The sequence below is a fragment of the Hoylesella enoeca JCM 12259 genome (assembly GCF_000613405.1).
GTDB lineage: Bacteria > Bacteroidota > Bacteroidia > Bacteroidales > Bacteroidaceae > Prevotella > Prevotella enoeca.
In genome coordinates this window covers 1-18,253 of sequence record NZ_BAIX01000021.1, presented here as the reverse complement: position 1 = coordinate 18,253, position 18,253 = coordinate 1, and the positions used below count along the sequence as shown (strand labels likewise).

The following is an 18,253-nucleotide window of genomic DNA, read 5'->3' as shown; positions in this document are numbered from 1 at the left end:
AGCAGTCAGGCGTTATGAATGATGACTTTAACGCGGCTGATACGTCGCTCTTCAATGCCCATGACCTCAAAAGTATAGTTTTTGTATTCGAGTTTCTCGTGCATTGAGGGAAACTCTCCTTTGAGTTCGAGAAGTAATCCGGCCACAGTATCGGCATCGCCTTCTATTTCAGCAAACTCGTCATCATTGACATTCAAAATCTTGCAAAAGTCACTCAGCAGCGTTTTACCCTCAAAAATATAGGTATTATAGTTGAGCTTGGAATAAGTTTTTTCCTCTTCATCATACTCGTCATTGATTTCTCCCACAATCTCTTCCAGTATGTCTTCAAGCGTTACAATACCACTCGTGCCGCCGAATTCATCGACTACGATGGCGATATGCACTTTGTTTTCCTGAAACTCACGCAAGAGATCATCGATTTTTTTGGTTTCCGGAACGAAATAAGGCGGTCGAATCAAACTCTGCCAACGAAAGTTAGCAGGTTTGGAGAGATGAGGCAGCACGTCTTTGATATACAACACACCGCGGATATTATCCGTATTGTCTTGATAAACAGGGATTCGGCTGTAATTGTTTTCCACTATGCAGCGCAGAACTTCTGCAAACCCACTCTTGATATCGATGTCAACCACATCTTGCCGACTTGTCATCACCTCCTTGGCAGTCTCATCCCCGAATCGAATAATGCCCCGAAGCATTTTCTGTTCGTCCTTAATGGCATTCTTATCAGTGAGTTCAAGGGCTTGTTCCAGGTCATCGACGCTCAGCACATGATTCTCTCTTTGCACCACTTTCTCTGCTAAAATACCACTTCGAAGCAGTATAGTTTCTAACGGCCAGAACATTTTGCGAAGCAAAAGGATGCCATTCACCGTGCGACGACAGAATAACAAACTGTTCTGTCGACTATAAACTTTGGGCATGATTTCGCCAAACAGCAAGAGAAGAAATGTCAACAAGACGGTGATACACAGGAATTGCAACCAGTAAGCACGCTCACCGAAATGCACGATAGCGGCAAACACATAGTTGCATAACATGATAATCGTTACGTTGACAAAGTTATTGGTGATAAGGATGGTGGCTAACGTGCGCTCCGAATCATCACGAAGCATTTGTATATCTCGATCGCGCTGTGTCTTCCCCTCATCGAGTTCGGCAAGATCAGATGGTGAAAGACTAAAAAAAGCGATCTCCGAACCACTGGCAAAACCCGAAACCAAGAGCAAGATTGCGGCTAAGAGAGCTGCGATGATGGCACCAACTGTCGGCGCTTGGAGGTAAATATCCGATAAAGATTCAGTGAAAAAAGAGAGGTCCAATTGTTTCTTTTTTGTTAGCTAATGGTCGATGGAATTAAAAAGGAAGTTCGTCGGTGGTATCTTGCACTTGCGACGGAGTTGCGGAAGTAGGCTTCTCGACACTTTGAGAAGTTGGTTTCGGAGAGAGCATTTCCATATTTTCGGCCAAGATTTCAGTCACATAGCGACGTTGTCCTTTCTGATCATCATAGCTACGATAGCGTATTCGCCCCTCAATGTACAGTTTGTCACCCTTATGAACATACTTCTCGGCAATTTTAGCCAACCCTTTCCACATAATGATATTGTGCCAATCGGTGTGGTCTGGGACCTGTGTTCCATTCTGCAAAATGTATCCTCGTTCTGTCGTTGCCAACGGAAATTGAGCCACGGCTTGGTCATTCTCGTAATATCGAATGTCGGGATCTTTGCCGACATTACCGATCAGCATTACCTTATTCATTGCATTGAGAAATGGATGGATTCATATCGTGTGCTACGGAACGCTTACTTCCACATCCCCAAATACTTGAAATGGAAATTCTTACCCTTTGCCGAGGGGAACTGACTGCGACTGTCGACCCGTTCGCGCAGATGACTCACAATGCGATTGTAACTATCTTGTCCAGAGTTTGCTTTGCACTGCGCAACAAAATGAGTGTCGCGATACTCGTGTTTGCCCGTTGTTGGAACCATCACTACGCGTTTGAAATCCAACGAACATTCATACCATCCGGGATGTTCTTCTGTGAGTCGCGTTAGGGCCGACGAAGCCAAGTCGCGCCGTTCGGGTGCCGACGGCGTAGGAACAACGGGGCGCAACGCTTTTTTCTGCTTGAAATCGAGCATCGTTTCTGCTGTGGTTTTGATGATAATAAAATATACGCGCGGGCGAACCTTATAGCGTTTCGGATACATCACGTCGCTTTCGGCATACTCCTTGATATCTGCCGCCAAATCGGGAGTCATTCCGATTTCAGGAATAGAACTGAGAAAAGCCAATGCTTCATCCACACTATAAACAAAGGTTTCTCTATCGAAATATCTTAAATATAAATTCATCGAATGCTTATGTTTCTCTAAAAAAGAGCGGAAAACGGGACTCGAACCCGCGACCCCGACCTTGGCAAGGTCGTGCTCTACCAACTGAGCTATTTCCGCTTGCAACGTATCCTTATTTATCTTTGTGAAGAGGAGGAGACTCGAACTCCCACGACACAATTGTCACTACCCCCTCAAAGTAGCGCGTCTACCAATTCCGCCACCTCTCCAACAAAGTTTGCATCTGAATAAATAGTGCCCAGAACAGGACTCGAACCTGCACGCTGTTAAACACACGCACCTGAAACGTGCGCGTCTACCAATTCCGCCACCTGGGCATTCGAGGTTCCCCTCATCAGGTATTTATCCAACATGTGAGCGGAAAACGGGACTCGGACCCGCGACCCCGACCTTGGCAAGGTCGTGCTCTACCAACTGAGCTATTTCCGCATATTCATCCTAACAAGCTAGGAACATTTCTCTAAATGCGGTTGCAAAGGTAATGCTTTTTTCCGATACTGCAAATTTTTCCATGATTTTTTTATAGAAAACTGTTTGAAATGTAATTCATAAATTTTCAACTAATGGTTTTTCGCATAACAAGTAACAGTTAAACACACGGGAAAAGATCATTGATTGCATCGCGATTAATGATTAATTGCAAAGACATTTGCATGTGTTTGAATATCAAGCGAGTAGCAGGCGGTCGGCGAATGAATACAACCGGTGTCGTTCTTTATATGGATATAATATTTTGATGTGGTAGAAAAATAATGTATCTTTGCAAAGAATATCATGCGAATGAATGAGTCGTATTCGACAGACAGATTGCTTCGATTATACAAAAATGGAAAACGATAATAAAGATATACAACTGCGTAAAATAGATTTAGGTGAGGCGTATAAAAAGATTTTACGCAACAAGAGATTGTTTGTGATCACACTTACCTCGGCACTAATCGTGGGGTCGATCATCATTTTCAGTCTGCCGCGCTACTATATATGTAAAGTGAAACTCGCACCGGAGACATCCGCTTCGGCGTCGGGAAGTCTCGGATCGCTTGCTTCGAGTTTCGGTTTGAACTTGCCGAACGTGGCGCAGCAAGACGCGATCATTCCGGAATTTTATCCGGACATCATAGAATCGGTGGATTTTCAGGCTGAAATGTTTCCCGTCAATGTTTCATCGCAAAACGGAAAATTGAAAACGACCTATTATAATTATCTGTGTTGTCACCAGCGATATGCCTGGTGGACGAGAGCGATGACTTGGATCACGGGGTCAATGAAGAAAAGACAAGACAGCATGCTGCATGACCGCGGGATTCGGGTGAATCCTTTCCAACTGACAAAAGTGCAGTATGATATCGCCGACATGATTGATGACCGTATCAAATGCGACGTGAACAAGAAGACGGATGTCATCACCATCACTGTCAAAGACCAAGATCCGCTGATCTGTGCCACGATAGCCGATTCTGCCAAAAACAAGTTGCAACAGTTTATCATCGGCTATCGCACAAGCAAGGCGCGCAATGATTTGACACATGCGCAACATCTCTGCACGCAGGCCAAAGCGCGATATATCAAAGCGCAACAGGTGTATGCAACTTATATGGACACGAATGAAGATGTGGTGTTGCAGCGTTTCAAGTCGAAACAAGAGGAAATGGAGAATGAAGTTCAATTGCGATACAACAATTATCAGCTGACAACACAGCAAGTGCAATTGGCTCAAGCCAAACTGCAAGAACGCACGCCGGCATTCACGACATTGCAGTCGGCCACGGTTCCATTGAAACCTGCCTGCCCGAAACGAGCCTTGTTACTCCTTATTCTGATGTTGTGCACTTTTGCAGTCACTTCACTATACGTCGTCATTAGGCAATAAGATTATCGTTTGGAGAGTCGATGAGTCATTTATCGGATAGAGTCGCAAATCGCATTCTTTCATCCGGCGCAAGAGGGATGGTGTTGAAGAATATTCTGTATCTGCTTGTAACGCAGATCGTAAACTATATTCTGTCGCTCATCACGATCAAATATTTGCTTATGACCATCGGCGTTTCCAATTTCGGAAAAATCGCTTTCGTGCAGGCTTTTCTTTCCTATTTCATTGTGTTCATAGACTACGGATTCAGCATCTCTGCAACAAGAGACATTGCCCGATGCCACAAAGATGATCGGATTGCAATCTCGCGAATCTTTGCCAGTACGATGACGGCGAAGTTTATTTTGCTTATCGCGGGGTTGCTCGTATATGCCGGTCTGGTGTTATTGATACCTAAATTCAGTGCAAACAAGCTCACTTTTCTTTTATTCAGTGGTGTGCTGATCGGGACATGTTTGTTTCCCCAATGGTATTTTCAAGGCATTCAGAAGATGGAATACATCACCTGGATCAATATACTGATTAAGGCGGTGCTCTTGTTATTGGTTTTTCTCTTTGTCAAGCAGGGCAGTGATTACGTGTTTGTGCCGCTTATTTACTCATTGAGTTACGTCCTATTCGGTGTGTATGCACTTTTGTTGGCTTTGAAACATTGTTCATTTCGCGGGAATTACGACCAACATACAGTCTTGACAGCATTCAGAGGAGGTTTCCCTCTATTCCTCTCTTCTGCCGTATCAATACTACTAAATGGGAGTTCTATCTTTATTTTGGGACTAATCGTTGCCGACGATGTCGTTGGTTATTATGCAGGCTATGACAAATTGATCAGATCTTGCTTGATGATCTTTACCCCCATCACAACAGCCATCTATCCACATGTAAGCGAGACCATCACCGAAAATTTTTCGGCAGGCGTCAAATTGATCAAAAAAGCGGCAGCATTTACCCTGCTGTTAGCCATGTGCCTTATTATATTTCTGATTGCGTTATCAGATTATATCATACCGCTGATATTCACAGAAGCATTCCTCCGATTTCGAGGAGTGCTCGTGATTCTTGCCGCCTGGATGGTTTTCAATGTGGCCAATAACTTCATTGGCATCCAATATTACACCAGCATCGGGAAATCAAAAGTATATGCTCAATCACTGACAGCAAGCGGAATCATCACATTGGGTTTGATGATTTATCTCACCCGACTACAATCCTGTTACGGCACAGCCGTTTCTATCTTGATAGGAGAAGTCTTATTGACTGCGATATTATTGCTACGTATAAATTCACTCTACGATGATTGATAAAACCGCAATATGATCTGTCTGTTGATAATCGTCTATATGATCGTCTTCCTCTTCTCGATGTTAGAAGCAAGCAAGCAAGATGACAGATACCGCAAGTATGCTTTTTTCGGTATCGGCATTCTATTGATCCTTTTGGCAGCATTCAAACCGGTGGGTGTCGATCATGATTCTGAACAGTATGAATTCAACTTTTATCATTATGACTCACCTCAGGTTGTTATCTTTGTAGAGTTCACTTATCGATGGCTTTCACAATATCTGGGTTATTTGATGAATGATGTGCACATCGTCTTTCTTTTCTATGCGATACTGGGAGTATCCTTAAAATTGAAAGCCATTAAAGATTTGTCACCCATGTGGTTTATGCCTGTGCTGATATACATCGGGAATTACTACATCTTGCAAGATCTTACACAAATTCGCGCAGGAGTTGCATCCGGATTCCTACTGACATCAATCATGCCTTTGGCCAATCATAACAAACAAAAATGTATTCTCATGTGGCTCATTGCCTTTTGTTTCCATTATTCTTCTATCGCGTTCTTTCCCTTATTATTGCTAAACAATAAAGAACTCACGGTAAAACAGCGAATAACATGGACTATGGTAATCCCTGTTGGTTATGTCGTCTATTTTTCGGGGATAGACTTCTTATCTTTTCTTCCGCTCGGTTTTATGCAGGATAAGATCGATGCTTATCAAAAACTCAGGGACAGTGGTATTGCAGGTGATACAATCAATGTGTTTGGCTTGATCTTTCTTGTAAAAGTCATCATCTATTTATACATGTTATGGATGTATGAAACAGTGTACGCGTATAACAAATATATTCCCATAATGTTGAAAATGATGGGACTTTCTATATTCACCTTTCTTATTTTCAACCGACTCCCTGTGTTGTCGTTTCGATTAAGCGAACTATATGGAATTGTGGACATCATCATCTTTGCCCATATCTATTATACAATCAAGCCTGATATAATTGCAAGATTCATCGTGGCCATTATAGGATTTTCTCTGTTGGCAACCAATATCTTCTACACTCAATTATTAAAATGAAACAGACACTGCCCGATAGAAATAATACAGCGATTGTGGTCGTGACATACAACCCCGGCGAAGATTTTGCGACCAACATGAAGCGTTATGCCAGAATTGCAGCTTTGGTCATCATCGTAGACAATGACTCTGATAATAAAAGCCATGTCAGAGAGATTGCAGAGGCTAACAACGCAGTTTCATTGGGCAAAATCAAAATACAGGTATCGCAGCGGCCTTGAATATGGGTATCAAAAAAGGATTGACAGAAAACAAAGAATGGATTCTAACTTTGGATGACGACTCTTTGCCCAATGAAAAAATACTACCGATTTACGCCAACTTCATTAGCCGATATGATCATGTCGGAATAATCGGTACAACTTTTTCAAGGAAGAGGTTTAAAACAAATCATGCAACCACGTGCACAGATAGTCTCACCGTCATAACATCAGGAAGTCTGCATCATCGCAATATTTTTCACAAAATAGGATATTATGAAGAAAAATTATTCATCGACTGTGTAGATTTTGATTTCACGATAAGAGTCAAGATCGATGGCGAGTTCTCTGTGAAAAGAATAGCTCCGCCGCTTATCATTCACCACATCGGCGATCCTGTCAAGAAACGCGGACTCAGCTCCTGGAATCATTCCGCACTAAGAAGATATTATTGGGCGAGAAATACAGTATATTTGAATAAAAAATACCTGTTTTATGTGCCGGTGTGGATCACCAAAAAAGATTTTTTCTTTTTGAAAGATCTTCTCCTCATCGCCATCGTGGAAGATGACAGACTCCAAAAATTCAAAGCTATCGCCAAAGGAATACGAGACGGCCTAACCTTATAAATTATGATTTCAGTATGCATTGCAACATATAATGGTGAGCGATTCCTGAGCGAGCAGCTCATGTCGATACTCCCGCAACTCTCGCCAAAAGACGAAATCATCATATCAGACGATGGCTCCCAAGACGAAACCATCCGCTTGATAGAATCCATCAAATCTCCGCAGATACACCTCCATATCAATGACGGCAAACGAGGCTATACACCTAATTTCGAAAATGCCTTGCGACACGCCAAGGGAGAATATATCTTCCTGGCAGATCAGGATGACATTTGGATGCCTAATAAAGTGTCTGTATGCATGCGATTACTACAATCATACAGTCTGGTTATTTCCGATGCCGTGATTATCAACGAACAAGGCATCCGCATGGGAGAATCTTTCTTCAAATTACGAAAAACCAGGAAAGGATTACTCCACACACTCGTCCGATTCAGCTTTTTGGGCTGTTGCATCGCCTTCAATCGGAAGATCCTCCACCGAGCCATTCCCTTCCCCACCAAGCATTTATTGTGCACGCACGACAACTGGATCACCCTCGTTGGGATGACATATTACAAAACGATTGTGATTGATGACAAACTCGTATGCTATCGACGACATTCGAGCAATACTTCAGCAGGAGGCATGCAAAATTCTACTTCGATCGCATTCAAAATTAAGTACAGACTATATCTGCTCATTAAACTTATCAGCAGAAGACGACTATGAAAGTATCCATCATCACAGTAGCATATAACAGTGCAAAAACACTTAGCGATACCATCAGATCTGTGCTCGGCCAAACTTACTCAGACATCGAATACTGGATCATCGACGGAAATTCCAATGATGGAACTCAAAACATCATTCGCCAGTACGAAAAACACTTCAACGGACGAATGCAATGGATCTCAGAACCCGATTGTGGAATCTATGACGCGATGAACAAAGGAATAAACCTTTGCAGCGGTGACATTATCGGATTCTTGAATGCCGATGATTTTTTTACATCCGATCACGCCGTAGCACACATCGCGAAACATTTCACCGACGACACCGATGCCATCTACGGCGACGTGCATTTCGTCAGAGACCGACAGCTCGACAAATGTGTGCGCTATTATTCGGGCGCCATCTTTCGCCCATGGATGGTCAAATTCGGATTTATTCCGCCACACCCCTCCTTCTACGTCAGAAAAAAAATCTACGAAAAGTATGGAGCCTATCGCGCAGACTATCAAATCTCTGCCGACTTTGAATTGATAGCCCGCGTATGCTATAAAAACAAAATTCGCATATCCTACACACCTTTGGATGTCGTAACGATGAGATTGGGCGGTGTCAGCACAAACGGTTATCGAAATCATCTACTGGGACTCATCGAGACCTTACGTGCTTGCAAAAATTTAGGGATTCACACCAACCTACTTTTTGTATCGATGAAATACATCATCAAATTATATGGTCTTATACGCACGTAACGAGAAGCCAACAAATTTGATTAAAACAGATCATAAAGACCAACCCTGCGACCATGAAAAGCAAAAATCAAGCGAATTTTGATCAGCCGACGCCTCGGAAAGTAAAAATCAAGCGGATTTTGATCAGCCGAGGGGTCGGAAAGTGAAAATCAGAGAATTTTTGATCAGCCGACGCGTCGGAAAGTGAAAATCAAGCGGATTTTGATCAGCCGACGCGTCGGAAAGTGAAAATCAGAGAATTTTTGATCATCCGACGCGTCGGAAAGTGAAAATCAGAGAATTTTTGATCATCCGACGCGTCGGAAAGTGAAAATCAAGCTAAATTTGCTCAGCCGACGCGTCGGAAAGTGAAAATCAGAGAATTTTTGATCATCCGAGGGGTCGGAAAGCAAAAATCAAGCGGATTTTGATCAGCCGAGGCCTCGGAAAGTGAAAATCAAGCGGATTTTAATCGTCCGAGGCCTCGGACGATAAGAAAAGGATTTGTTTTGAACTTTCGTTATTTCACCAGATTAGCTATTGTGGCAATCATGGTGGCAATCGTTGCGGCTGTTGTACCAATGCTTAGCCATTCGGTCAATTTCAGTCCGCTGTTTACCGGCTTGCTCGGCACAACAATCTCACAGCCCGGCATCACTCTGGCGTTGTGGCTCACTTTGGCCACGGTGCCATTCATGTAGATGATATAGGTGTGACTTTTCTTGGCACGATTCCCCCATCCTCCCGCTTGATTGATATAATAGGAGAGGCGTTTTCCCTTCTTGTATGCCACAGCATTGGGATACATCACATCGCCGCTGATCTTCACCGTTCCGTTATATTCAGGAACAATAATCCGGTCGCCCTCGCGCAGCACGAAGTCGGCGTCGCCGCCGGGATGCGATAAGGCTTTGTTCAGTTCAATTCCGACGAAATATGTGTCACCCAGCTCCAATTTGTTCATCGCCAAGGAATCTTTCTCGCCTCGCTGTGCCTGCGCCATTCTCAAAACGGTCTGCATTCGTAAGCGTTCCTCGGGAGTGATTCGTCTTTCGAGTCGGGCTCCCGCGATGTAGGCTCTGTTAGTTATTCCGCCGGCTTTTCGGATGGCGTCGCTGAGTCGCTCGTTTTTCCGAGCCAAGGTATAGGTTCCCGCGAAGGTTACCTGTCCTTCTACGCTGATGTTTTTTTGAGTGGAATAGCTGGGACTCTTGCGGACGTAAACTTCATCGAAGGGCATCAGGGTGAAGCCCGGCTTTCCATCAATAACGAATCCGTCTTTCAGAGCCAGTGTATAAGTTTGGGCGATGATGCTGTCGGTGGTCAGTGCTTTGGGATTTTTCACTCGGCGGGCGATGTCTACTTTGACCGTTGATGCCGCATCTCTCAGTCCGCCAGCTTGGAGGATGAAGTCTTCAATCGTTTCGTTGTCGGCATACCGATAGATGCCGGGATATTGCACTTCACCGTGGATTGTGATGGTCTGTTGTTGCATCATCTCTTGCTTGGTCGGGATGAAGAGTACATCGTTTTTCTGCAAGGGGATGTCGGGCGCTTTTCCGCTCATGATACCTTCAATATCGACTGGGATTATTTTCAACGTCCGATCGGGTTTCATTCGGTGCATCACGGCATGGGCTGTAAACGCATCTTCTTTTACGCCTTCTGCTTGTTGGATAAGTGTGCGGACGCTGTTGATATCGCCGCCGACCTGATAGATGCCGGGGCGGAAAACGGCTCCGCGCACTTCCACTCTATTTTCGAAACGTGAGATGATGGAGTCGACGCTCACGGAGTCGCCGTCGGTCACGCGGAAGGCGGTCATATCGAATTCGCCTACATTATAGATGGAATATTCGCGGCCTGTCTTACGAATCACTCTCACAGCTCGCCGATAAGCATCACCAGTAAAACCGCCGGCGTATTTCAACAACGTGGCGATGCTTTCGCTCTTTTTCATTTCATAGAACATGGGACGCTTCACCTTGCCGGTAATATCAACAAGACAATCATAAGGACCGACCACGATCACGTCATTGTCTGCCAGACGAATGTTTCCCGTGAGTTTTCCATTGAGCATGTAATCGTAAATGTCAACAACGGTTATCAACCTATTATTACGAAATACTTTTATATTACGCAGCGTACCGATGTCATTGGTTCCGCCGGCCATGTAGAGGGCGTGAAAAACAGTAGCAAAAGCCGATAGTGTGTAGGTCCCAGGAGTTCTCACCTCGCCCATAACATTCACCATGATAGTTTTAGTCTGTCCCACGGTCAACCGGACCTTTGAACTGCTGTATCGCGATCCCAGTGTGGATCTGAGGCGTGCGTTGGCCTCATTCACCGTGAGTCCGCTCACCTGAATGGGTCCGAAGCCTTCGATGATGATGTCTCCATCGGGCGAGACAGTTGCTTCTATCGTTTTTTGTGAGGCTCCATAAATATCGACGACAACGGCATCGCCTGGTCCCAACCGGTAATTCCGCGGTGTGGCGATATTCATATTCGGTTCGAATGACAGATCTTTCCGGTTAAAAATATCACGGCCAAACACTTTCCGGTTTCTGTCGTAATTTTTTTCTGTCATTTGTATAGGCATGGTCATCGTGTCTTGCGGCATCAAAGCGGTCAACTCTTTCTGCATCAACAGGCGCTCGTCTTCGGTGACGGAGCCTACACCTCTACCCATTCGCAGTCTGTAATTGGAGTATTGTCCTTGCGTGTCTTTTTTCTCTCCATTATTTTTCCGCAGCCGATCACTTACTGATTTTTCCGCAACCACGCCAAGCCCTTGCTGTTTGGCTTGTCGCTCATACTTTCTTTTGATGTTGCGAATCCGATCGATATCTACACCTCGCTGTATTAGTTTGGTCACGATTTGTGCCTGCGACGTACCGGCTTTATATTCCCTTGCAACAAAATTCATAATCTGATCGTCTGTCATGGTGGACTGTGCTGACACGGTCAATTGACAGAGGACCGAAAGCAATATGTATACGAGTAATTTCTTCATTGTCAAAAGATAAACTAATTGAAGAAGTTCCAGCTCAGACCAAAACGAAACACGCGGTCGTTGAGCGGATAATGGGGCGTGAGAAAATAGTTCTGACTGCCCATGCCGGCATTGACGTGACTCATCATGACGAAAAAGCGGGTGCGTTTCAGATGAAAATTAGCATAAACATCCACGATGGGATAACTACCCACTTCCGTTTTGTTGTCGCCTGTCTGCGTCACAAACTGTCCCAAGGCAGGACTATAATCGGGCGCATAGTATTTGGTGAAAAAACGCATGTCGGCTCCGAAATCACAATGCAAAACTCGTGCAATCTTGAAACGCAGATAGAGATTGGTATAGACATTGATCTGAGGAACGGGGAGGATGTCGCTCTTCGTCGATTTCTGATAAGTGATGAGATTCTCCCAATTGAGCGGACCGAACGTGAAATCCTGACCGAGCGAGGCTGTGATAAGACTAATCATATCGCCGCTCTGCAACGGAGTGACAACATTTCCTGTGCGTCCAAACGTAGAAGTAATGGTGTAAGCTCCACTGAAATACGTGTAGTTCTTGATCCCGTCTACGGCCACTCGCAAGGTGGTGCGCGTCTTGCGATAGCTGAAAAGTCCTTCGACTCGTGAATGAATAATCTTACTCAGATCGCCGTTATCCCACCAATAGTGGCGCGCATGATAATGGCGATAATAAAAGGTGGGATTGAGTCGGTGAAGAAAACCGCTCGCCGCCAACGTAACCGTATCGCCGAACAGCGGGAAATTGACATCGACCGTGGCTTCGATCTTTAATTGTCCGGCGTCTTCGCCTGTGAGCCAGGTTTCACCCAACAAATTATAGTGGAGCGTGCGACCTTCTGTCTTGCTCAATTGGCCACCGATACTCAGGTTATGTTCATTATACGCTGCCGTTCCTTGGATGGTGTCCGGAAGCGTGAAATGACGAAAATCGCTCGTAACGAAAGCTTTCAATCCGGCCTTTGCCCACTTGTTAAAGCCCTCGAGCAGCGAAATTGCGAAAGTGTTTTGTATGCGATAATGATTGGTTTTATCATAGAGCGAGTCGCCGGAAAATCTACTGACATTACGATAAGTATTCAAATAAAAATTACTCGGCGTGGCATAAGCCGTATAGATGCGTCGATAATTATCCAGGTTCAACGTGTGAATAAAACTGGTAACTGGCACATATTCATCTTTGAGCCATAAGGTGTCTTCTTGCTGTTTCTTTTGTGCAGTCAGAATGCTGTCTGCCGCAGCTTTTCCTTTCACAGAGATACGGTTGCCTTTGCGATCGATCGAGTCTGTCGGTTCGGTTCCTGCAATCGCAGCTCCGGTAGGACGTCCCGTGAAAGTTTTCTTTTCGGCAAAGTTTTTACTATCGAAAACTTCACCTTTTCGCTTAGCTTCTTTTTCCGCTTGCTCTCTATTCTTCCGCTTCTCCTGATCTTTTTGCGCTTCTATTGCAAATTTCTTGGCCTTGATTTCTTCTTCGGTCATCTTCACTTTCCTATTGAAACCGAGGTTATAGCGTTGGGTGAAGAAGATGTGTTGGTTATCGTTACGATTCCAGTTCTGGCTCAACACCGTGGGGATTTCAGATGTTTGGAAATCTTCATTGAAGCTTTCGGGATGTGTGATATAATTGTCATTGGTGATACCTCCGTTCTCTGCCACTTTCTGATGATTGGTAGAAAGCAGAATCTGTGCCTGGTAACGGTCGCCGAGATAATATCCGTACATCGAGTAGTTGAAATGAGACGTACTCTGACTTTGATAATATCCTCGGCCGTAAAGGTAATCAAACTTGAATCCCGCACCCACTCTCTGACCTGCATTCACTCCGAATTTAGCCGTGAAATGATCTTCTCCATTGGTACGATCACCACAATTGTTGTATGAAATATTGGTGAACGGCGATAATGTATTGGTGAATAGGAATGCGTCTGTCGGCGTGATGAAATAACTGTAAGGCTGTGTAAAGATGAAGTGCCCGCTCTCGCGCCGATCAATGAAGATGCGATTGATACGCGGCGATCCGAGATTGCCCGTCGTATTATATTCGCCGCGGAGTCCCGAGGTGAATATCGTGTTCATAAACATGTGCGAGAGGGTGTCTACTTGAGCCGGTTTTCGATCACCGAATCGTGTATCCACAGTCCACACTTTGATCCCGACAGGAATCTCTTTATCACTACCCAGCGAGTCGGTTGTTTTGCGGCGCTGATCAGATGTGGTTATTTGCCCGCCGTTATCTATCTGATTGAAGTCCGATTGAGCCTTTATCGCCGTGTGAAAAACCATTAGCGAGAAAAGCACCAGTGTGAGGGTCTTTTTCATCAATGAAAGAATCGTAATATGCTTTCAATCATCTTGAATACCATCGCGACTAAAATAATGATCGTACCCGTGGGGCGATCGGCGTAGAAATAAATCAAAACGCCCGCGATAGCACCTACCATGAAAATGATATTAAGAATGTTTCGTATTTTCAGAAACTTATCTTGATTGCCTGATAATTGGAGATGATCTCTTGTCATAGGGCTATTTTTATTTTAAAGCATTCGTGATAGCCGAGAAAATCTCATCTTTCCGGTCGATTGTCTTACGGCGAAACTTAGCTGATCCTTTGGTCAATTTAGTCTTGCGTTTATTGAGTGCAACGGCATCCACAATCCATTTTTCGGCCGTGGTGTTGAATCCCGTGCTCCGTCCTTTCTCATACGAATAACTGATCCGGCTCAAAGTGAGATTCAACTGTCCATCCATACATTTGGCTATAATCGTATAACTCAACTCTGTTCGATCCAATGAAATGAAATTATTGGTAAAAATGAGCCACTCTTTATAATGCGCTGCAATGATATGATCACGCTTGTTGATGAGGACAATACCGCTTTCCTTAAATTGATTATCCTCTTTTGACATCTTGTCAAGTTGTGCATAAACCTGATCGTAGATATCTTGTGCACTCTTTCCGGGTAAACTCAGATCGAGCGTGAAAACCACCTTACCGTCCACTTCGGGCACAGCACCCGACAGATATTTGGCATCCTCCTGCTTGATTTCATCCTTTTTCGCCTTCTCAACAGTCTGTTTCACTTGTTGTTTGCTATCCTGCGGTTTCTCCCATACATCTTGTGCGGTGGCCGTCAAGGGCAAAATAGTCAACAAGATGGCTATTAATTTCTTCATAAGTCGATGCTTTGTGAATATTTATGTAGGCAAAATTACGAAATAATGTCTTATCGATCTGTGATTATTCAATATTTAACGTTATTTCAAGTCGAGCTGTGCTTGCAGTCGAATAATTTCATCCCGATACTGGGCAGCCTGCAAGAACTCCATTTTTTGGGCTGCTTGTTTCATCAAATCTGTCGTATCGGCAATGCTCTTCTCCAATTGCTGTCGTGTCATTTTTTGAATGATAGGATCGGCAGCAAATGCAGCTGTGTTGTTTTCAAGATACGTAGAATCCGGATAAGCAGCTGTGTTTGATCCAATTTTACGTCCGATGGTCAAAGCGCCATTGATCTCTTTCACGATCTGCTGAGGTGTGATGTGGTGTTCTTCATTGTATTTCAACTGAATCGAGCGCCTTCTTTCCGTCTCATCTATCGTCTTTTTCATGCTTTCCGTAATCTTGTCGGCATACATAATGACCAGTCCGTTCACATTGCGGGCAGCTCGTCCCGCGGTTTGCGTAAGCGAGCGATGACTGCGCAGAAAGCCCTCTTTATCAGCATCGAGTATGGCAACGAGCGAGACTTCGGGCAAATCGAGTCCTTCTCTAAGCAGATTGACGCCCACCAGCACATCAAACACACCGGCACGGAGGTCGGTCATGATCTTCACTCGATCGAGTGTGCCTACATCACTATGAATATAACTGGCTCGCACATCGTGTTCAAGCAAATATTCGGTCATTTCTTCGGCCATCCGTTTGGTTAATGTGGTCACCAAGACACGTTCTTTCTTCTGACATCGCTTTACGATCTCGCTCATCAAATCATCTATTTGATTCGTGCAGGAGCGCACTTCGATTTTAGGATCGAGCAAACCAGTGGGGCGGATCAGCTGTTCAACGACGACGCCTTCGGCCTCTTGCAATTCATAATCTGCGGGTGTTGCCGACACATAGATCGCTTGATGGATCAACTCATGAAACTCTTCGAAACGCAACGGACGGTTGTCAAAGGCTGCGGGTAAACGAAATCCATATTCCACAAGATTCTGTTTCCGAGCTCGATCACCACTAAACATCGCATTGATCTGAGGCACACTGACGTGGCTCTCATCCACAATGAGAAGATAATCCTTAGGAAAAAAGTCGAGCAAACAATAAGGCCGCTGCCCTGGCTGACGATTCTCGAAATAACGGGAATAATTCTCGATACCCGAGCAATAACCCAACTCCTTGATCATTTCCATATCATATTCCACACGTTCCTTGATTCTCTGCGCCTTGGTCTCTTCATTCAAATCTTCAAAATAAGCCACTCGCTTAACCAAATCATCTTGAATCAATCGGATGGCTTGCTCCGTTTGCTCTTTGGTAGTTATAAAGAGATTAGCCGGATAAATCCGATATTCCTCAAAAGAAGACAAACGATAGAAAGTCGCACGATCTACTTCTTCGATCGAATCAATCTCATCGTCCCACCAAGTCACACGCAAAACATTGTCGCTATACGCCATTGCAACATCCACAGTGTCGCCTTTTACTCGGAAATTACCGCGTTGCAACTCCATATCATTACGCACATAGAGAGCGCTCACGAGCTTTCGCAAAAAATCATTGCGATTGAGTCGCTGCCCTTTCTTAATAAAAATAATACTGTTCTGCATAGCAATCGGACCGCCCATACCATAAATGCAGGAAACAGACGATATCACAATCACGTCCTTTCGGCCCGAAAGCAACGCCGAAACGGCACTCAATCGCAATTTATCGATGTCTTCGTTGATAGACAAATCTTTCTCAACATAAACATCGGTCGTGGGCGAATAGGCTTCCGGCTGATAATAATCATAGTAAGAGACATAATATTCCACCGCATTTTCAGGGAAAAATGCTTTCATCTCTTCATAAAGTTGCGCGGCCAACGTCTTGTTATGACTCAGAATGAGCGTAGGTTTATTGACATTATTAATCACGTTAGCCACAGTGAAAGTCTTTCCCGACCCTGTCACTCCGAGCAACACCTGCGCCCGATCACCATTATTGACACCGGCCGTTAACTGTTGGATAGCTTCGGGCTGATCACCCGTGGGAGAATACTTTGACGTTAACTTGAATCTCATCCCTTTACCTTTTGTATATTACTTCGGCTGCAAAAGTAGCGAAAAACGATATAATTAAAGGTGCTTATCCCCATATATTTTATACAACATTCGCTACGAACAGATTGCAAAAACAATCCCCTCAACTAAACTTTTCAGCGAAAACGCTTGTCCATTTTAGGATTAATGATCCACCTTCTTTACCGTCAGGCAATGGGAACAACATCAGCAAAGTATCGATTAACAATCTTTGAGAGGCTTAAAGGCGATGACTTATAGATTTATTGCTATCTTTGCCAGCATATTAATCATGTAAATAGGTTTCGAATATGAAAAGATTGGTTTTGGTAACACTATGGATGGCTTTATGTGCCATCCATATTTCGGCGCAGAAAGCAGATGACTTTTTGTCTCGTTACAAGCGTTTTCTCAACGGAGTGGAGTCTTTGAAATCAGTCACTCCACACGATTACCAGCGCATAGACTCTGTTTATGAGATGCTGACAAATGAGTATCACACCACTTATAAGGCGAAAATGACGAACAATCAACTGTCTACTTACACGGCTTATCGCACTCGTTATAAGAAAAAAATGGCCTTCTTGGAAAGCAAAAAGCTTACAGAAGCGGTCGATACGACGGGAAATGTGATCACAAAGGCCGTGAAAAAGAGTAGTGCTAAGGTTTCCGGATTCCTCAAAGGACTATTCGGCAAAAAGAAATAGAATTTTACTTTCAAATTTAATCATTTTGAGCGGAGACTTCGTGAGAAGCTTCCGCTTGTTCGTTTATGCACTTCTAATTCCACAACAAAGAAGTAAAACTAAATAATTACTCCACAAAAACAGATCATGATGGTCAAGCACACCAGAAGCATATTTCTCTCAACGCGCATATAGTTTCTTTTTCAAAAGCGATAACGTAGTTGTAAGTAATGCCCATGACCGCGACAACGGTGTTTGCGTATGGCGCACAGAATGATTCTTATAATCGGATGAGTATGCACCAGCTGCGTGAGCCAAAAAGAATCTCCGACGGGGCCACGCACCTGCTGCATGGACCAAAAAGAATCTCCGACGAGG

At 44.2% G+C, this 18,253-nt stretch carries 16 protein-coding genes and 4 tRNA genes; 8 read left to right on the top strand and 12 right to left on the bottom strand.

Annotated elements, in window-relative coordinates:
* Nucleotides 1-5: 5 nt before the first annotated feature.
* From gldE to JCM12259_RS07555, 7 genes are all read right to left on the bottom strand, one after another.
* On the bottom strand, nucleotides 6-1,325 hold the full coding sequence (gene gldE, locus JCM12259_RS07585; RefSeq protein ID WP_025065999.1) for a gliding motility-associated protein GldE: 1,320 nt from the start codon (nucleotides 1,323-1,325) through the stop codon (nucleotides 6-8).
* Between the two features lie 34 nt (nucleotides 1,326-1,359).
* Nucleotides 1,360-1,767, bottom strand: coding sequence for a single-stranded DNA-binding protein (locus JCM12259_RS07580; protein ID WP_025065998.1), 408 nt, complete (start codon nucleotides 1,765-1,767; stop codon nucleotides 1,360-1,362).
* Nucleotides 1,768-1,811: 44 nt separating this feature from the next.
* Nucleotides 1,812-2,366 (bottom strand): hypothetical protein, encoded by a 555-nt coding sequence (locus JCM12259_RS07575; RefSeq protein WP_025065997.1) that lies wholly within the window; start codon nucleotides 2,364-2,366, stop codon nucleotides 1,812-1,814.
* A gap of 26 nt (nucleotides 2,367-2,392) precedes the next feature.
* Nucleotides 2,393-2,465: transfer RNA gene (locus JCM12259_RS07570), tRNA-Gly, on the bottom strand.
* Nucleotides 2,466-2,491: 26 nt separating this feature from the next.
* Nucleotides 2,492-2,575: transfer RNA gene (locus JCM12259_RS07565), tRNA-Leu, on the bottom strand.
* A gap of 26 nt (nucleotides 2,576-2,601) precedes the next feature.
* Nucleotides 2,602-2,683 (bottom strand) — tRNA-Leu (locus tag JCM12259_RS07560).
* A 39-nt stretch (nucleotides 2,684-2,722) separates the two neighbouring features.
* Nucleotides 2,723-2,795 (bottom strand) — tRNA-Gly (locus JCM12259_RS07555).
* 397 nt (nucleotides 2,796-3,192) lie between these two features.
* On the opposite strand from JCM12259_RS07555, the gene JCM12259_RS07550 reads away from it, so the two are divergent.
* The 7 genes from JCM12259_RS07550 (at nucleotide 3,193) to JCM12259_RS07520 (ending at nucleotide 8,891) form a co-directional block, all read left to right on the top strand.
* Complete coding sequence (locus JCM12259_RS07550; protein ID WP_025065996.1) at nucleotides 3,193-4,236, top strand: hypothetical protein; 1,044 nt, start codon at nucleotides 3,193-3,195, stop codon at nucleotides 4,234-4,236.
* An 83-nt stretch (nucleotides 4,237-4,319) separates the two neighbouring features.
* Nucleotides 4,320-5,537: an oligosaccharide flippase family protein gene (locus tag JCM12259_RS07545; RefSeq protein ID WP_159105375.1), complete on the top strand. Its 1,218-nt coding sequence runs from the start codon at nucleotides 4,320-4,322 to the stop codon at nucleotides 5,535-5,537.
* 12 nt (nucleotides 5,538-5,549) lie between these two features.
* On the top strand, nucleotides 5,550-6,599 hold the full coding sequence (locus JCM12259_RS07540) for an EpsG family protein (RefSeq protein ID WP_025065994.1): 1,050 nt from the start codon (nucleotides 5,550-5,552) through the stop codon (nucleotides 6,597-6,599).
* Entirely contained in the window at nucleotides 6,596-6,820 is a 225-nt protein-coding gene (locus JCM12259_RS07535; RefSeq protein WP_025065993.1) for a hypothetical protein, read from the top strand. The genes JCM12259_RS07540 and JCM12259_RS07535 overlap by 4 nt, the downstream gene beginning before the upstream one ends.
* Nucleotides 6,821-6,822: 2 nt before the next feature.
* Nucleotides 6,823-7,428, top strand: coding sequence for a glycosyltransferase family protein (locus JCM12259_RS07530; RefSeq protein WP_025065992.1), 606 nt, complete (start codon nucleotides 6,823-6,825; stop codon nucleotides 7,426-7,428).
* 3 nt (nucleotides 7,429-7,431) lie between these two features.
* Nucleotides 7,432-8,139: a glycosyltransferase family 2 protein gene (locus tag JCM12259_RS07525; RefSeq protein WP_025065991.1), complete on the top strand. Its 708-nt coding sequence runs from the start codon at nucleotides 7,432-7,434 to the stop codon at nucleotides 8,137-8,139.
* Entirely contained in the window at nucleotides 8,136-8,891 is a 756-nt protein-coding gene (locus JCM12259_RS07520; RefSeq protein WP_025065990.1) for a glycosyltransferase family 2 protein, read from the top strand. The genes JCM12259_RS07525 and JCM12259_RS07520 overlap by 4 nt, the downstream gene beginning before the upstream one ends.
* 499 nt (nucleotides 8,892-9,390) lie before the next feature.
* On the opposite strand, the gene JCM12259_RS07515 is transcribed toward JCM12259_RS07520, so the two are convergent.
* From JCM12259_RS07515 to uvrB, 5 genes are all read right to left on the bottom strand, one after another.
* Nucleotides 9,391-11,886: an SLBB domain-containing protein gene (locus JCM12259_RS07515; RefSeq protein ID WP_025065989.1), complete on the bottom strand. Its 2,496-nt coding sequence runs from the start codon at nucleotides 11,884-11,886 to the stop codon at nucleotides 9,391-9,393.
* 14 nt (nucleotides 11,887-11,900) lie between these two features.
* Nucleotides 11,901-14,228 (bottom strand): putative porin, encoded by a 2,328-nt coding sequence (locus JCM12259_RS07510; RefSeq protein ID WP_025065988.1) that lies wholly within the window; start codon nucleotides 14,226-14,228, stop codon nucleotides 11,901-11,903.
* Complete coding sequence (locus tag JCM12259_RS07505) at nucleotides 14,228-14,428, bottom strand: hypothetical protein (protein WP_025065987.1); 201 nt, start codon at nucleotides 14,426-14,428, stop codon at nucleotides 14,228-14,230. Before JCM12259_RS07505 ends, JCM12259_RS07510 begins: the two co-directional genes overlap by 1 nt.
* Before the next feature lie 10 nt (nucleotides 14,429-14,438).
* Entirely contained in the window at nucleotides 14,439-15,083 is a 645-nt protein-coding gene (locus tag JCM12259_RS07500; RefSeq protein ID WP_025065986.1) for a DUF4468 domain-containing protein, read from the bottom strand.
* Between the two features lie 81 nt (nucleotides 15,084-15,164).
* Nucleotides 15,165-17,192, bottom strand: coding sequence for an excinuclease ABC subunit UvrB (gene uvrB, locus JCM12259_RS07495; RefSeq protein ID WP_025065985.1), 2,028 nt, complete (start codon nucleotides 17,190-17,192; stop codon nucleotides 15,165-15,167).
* Between the two features lie 308 nt (nucleotides 17,193-17,500).
* Here uvrB and JCM12259_RS07490 point away from each other — a divergent pair, with 308 nt between their 5' ends.
* On the top strand, nucleotides 17,501-17,896 hold the full coding sequence (locus tag JCM12259_RS07490) for a hypothetical protein (RefSeq protein WP_025065984.1): 396 nt from the start codon (nucleotides 17,501-17,503) through the stop codon (nucleotides 17,894-17,896).
* Nucleotides 17,897-18,253 lie beyond the last annotated feature (357 nt).

Bases quoted from the DNA above. Each gene is read 5' to 3' on its own strand.
- JCM12259_RS07540 (WP_025065994.1), top strand. From the start codon at position 5,550: ATGATCTGTCTGTTGATAATCGTCTATATGATCGTCTTCCTCTTCTCG.
- uvrB (WP_025065985.1), bottom strand. From the start codon at position 17,192: ATGAGATTCAAGTTAACGTCAAAGTATTCTCCCACGGGTGATCAGCCC.
- JCM12259_RS07500 (WP_025065986.1), bottom strand. From the start codon at position 15,083: ATGAAGAAATTAATAGCCATCTTGTTGACTATTTTGCCCTTGACGGCC.
- JCM12259_RS07505 (WP_025065987.1), bottom strand. From the start codon at position 14,428: ATGACAAGAGATCATCTCCAATTATCAGGCAATCAAGATAAGTTTCTG.
- JCM12259_RS07580 (WP_025065998.1), bottom strand. From the start codon at position 1,767: ATGAATAAGGTAATGCTGATCGGTAATGTCGGCAAAGATCCCGACATT.
- JCM12259_RS07525 (WP_025065991.1), top strand. From the start codon at position 7,432: ATGATTTCAGTATGCATTGCAACATATAATGGTGAGCGATTCCTGAGC.
- JCM12259_RS07575 (WP_025065997.1), bottom strand. From the start codon at position 2,366: ATGAATTTATATTTAAGATATTTCGATAGAGAAACCTTTGTTTATAGT.
- JCM12259_RS07550 (WP_025065996.1), top strand. From the start codon at position 3,193: ATGGAAAACGATAATAAAGATATACAACTGCGTAAAATAGATTTAGGT.
- JCM12259_RS07515 (WP_025065989.1), bottom strand. From the start codon at position 11,886: ATGAAGAAATTACTCGTATACATATTGCTTTCGGTCCTCTGTCAATTG.
- JCM12259_RS07520 (WP_025065990.1), top strand. From the start codon at position 8,136: ATGAAAGTATCCATCATCACAGTAGCATATAACAGTGCAAAAACACTT.
- JCM12259_RS07490 (WP_025065984.1), top strand. From the start codon at position 17,501: ATGAAAAGATTGGTTTTGGTAACACTATGGATGGCTTTATGTGCCATC.
- JCM12259_RS07535 (WP_025065993.1), top strand. From the start codon at position 6,596: ATGAAACAGACACTGCCCGATAGAAATAATACAGCGATTGTGGTCGTG.
- JCM12259_RS07510 (WP_025065988.1), bottom strand. From the start codon at position 14,228: ATGAAAAAGACCCTCACACTGGTGCTTTTCTCGCTAATGGTTTTTCAC.
- JCM12259_RS07530 (WP_025065992.1), top strand. From the start codon at position 6,823: ATGGGTATCAAAAAAGGATTGACAGAAAACAAAGAATGGATTCTAACT.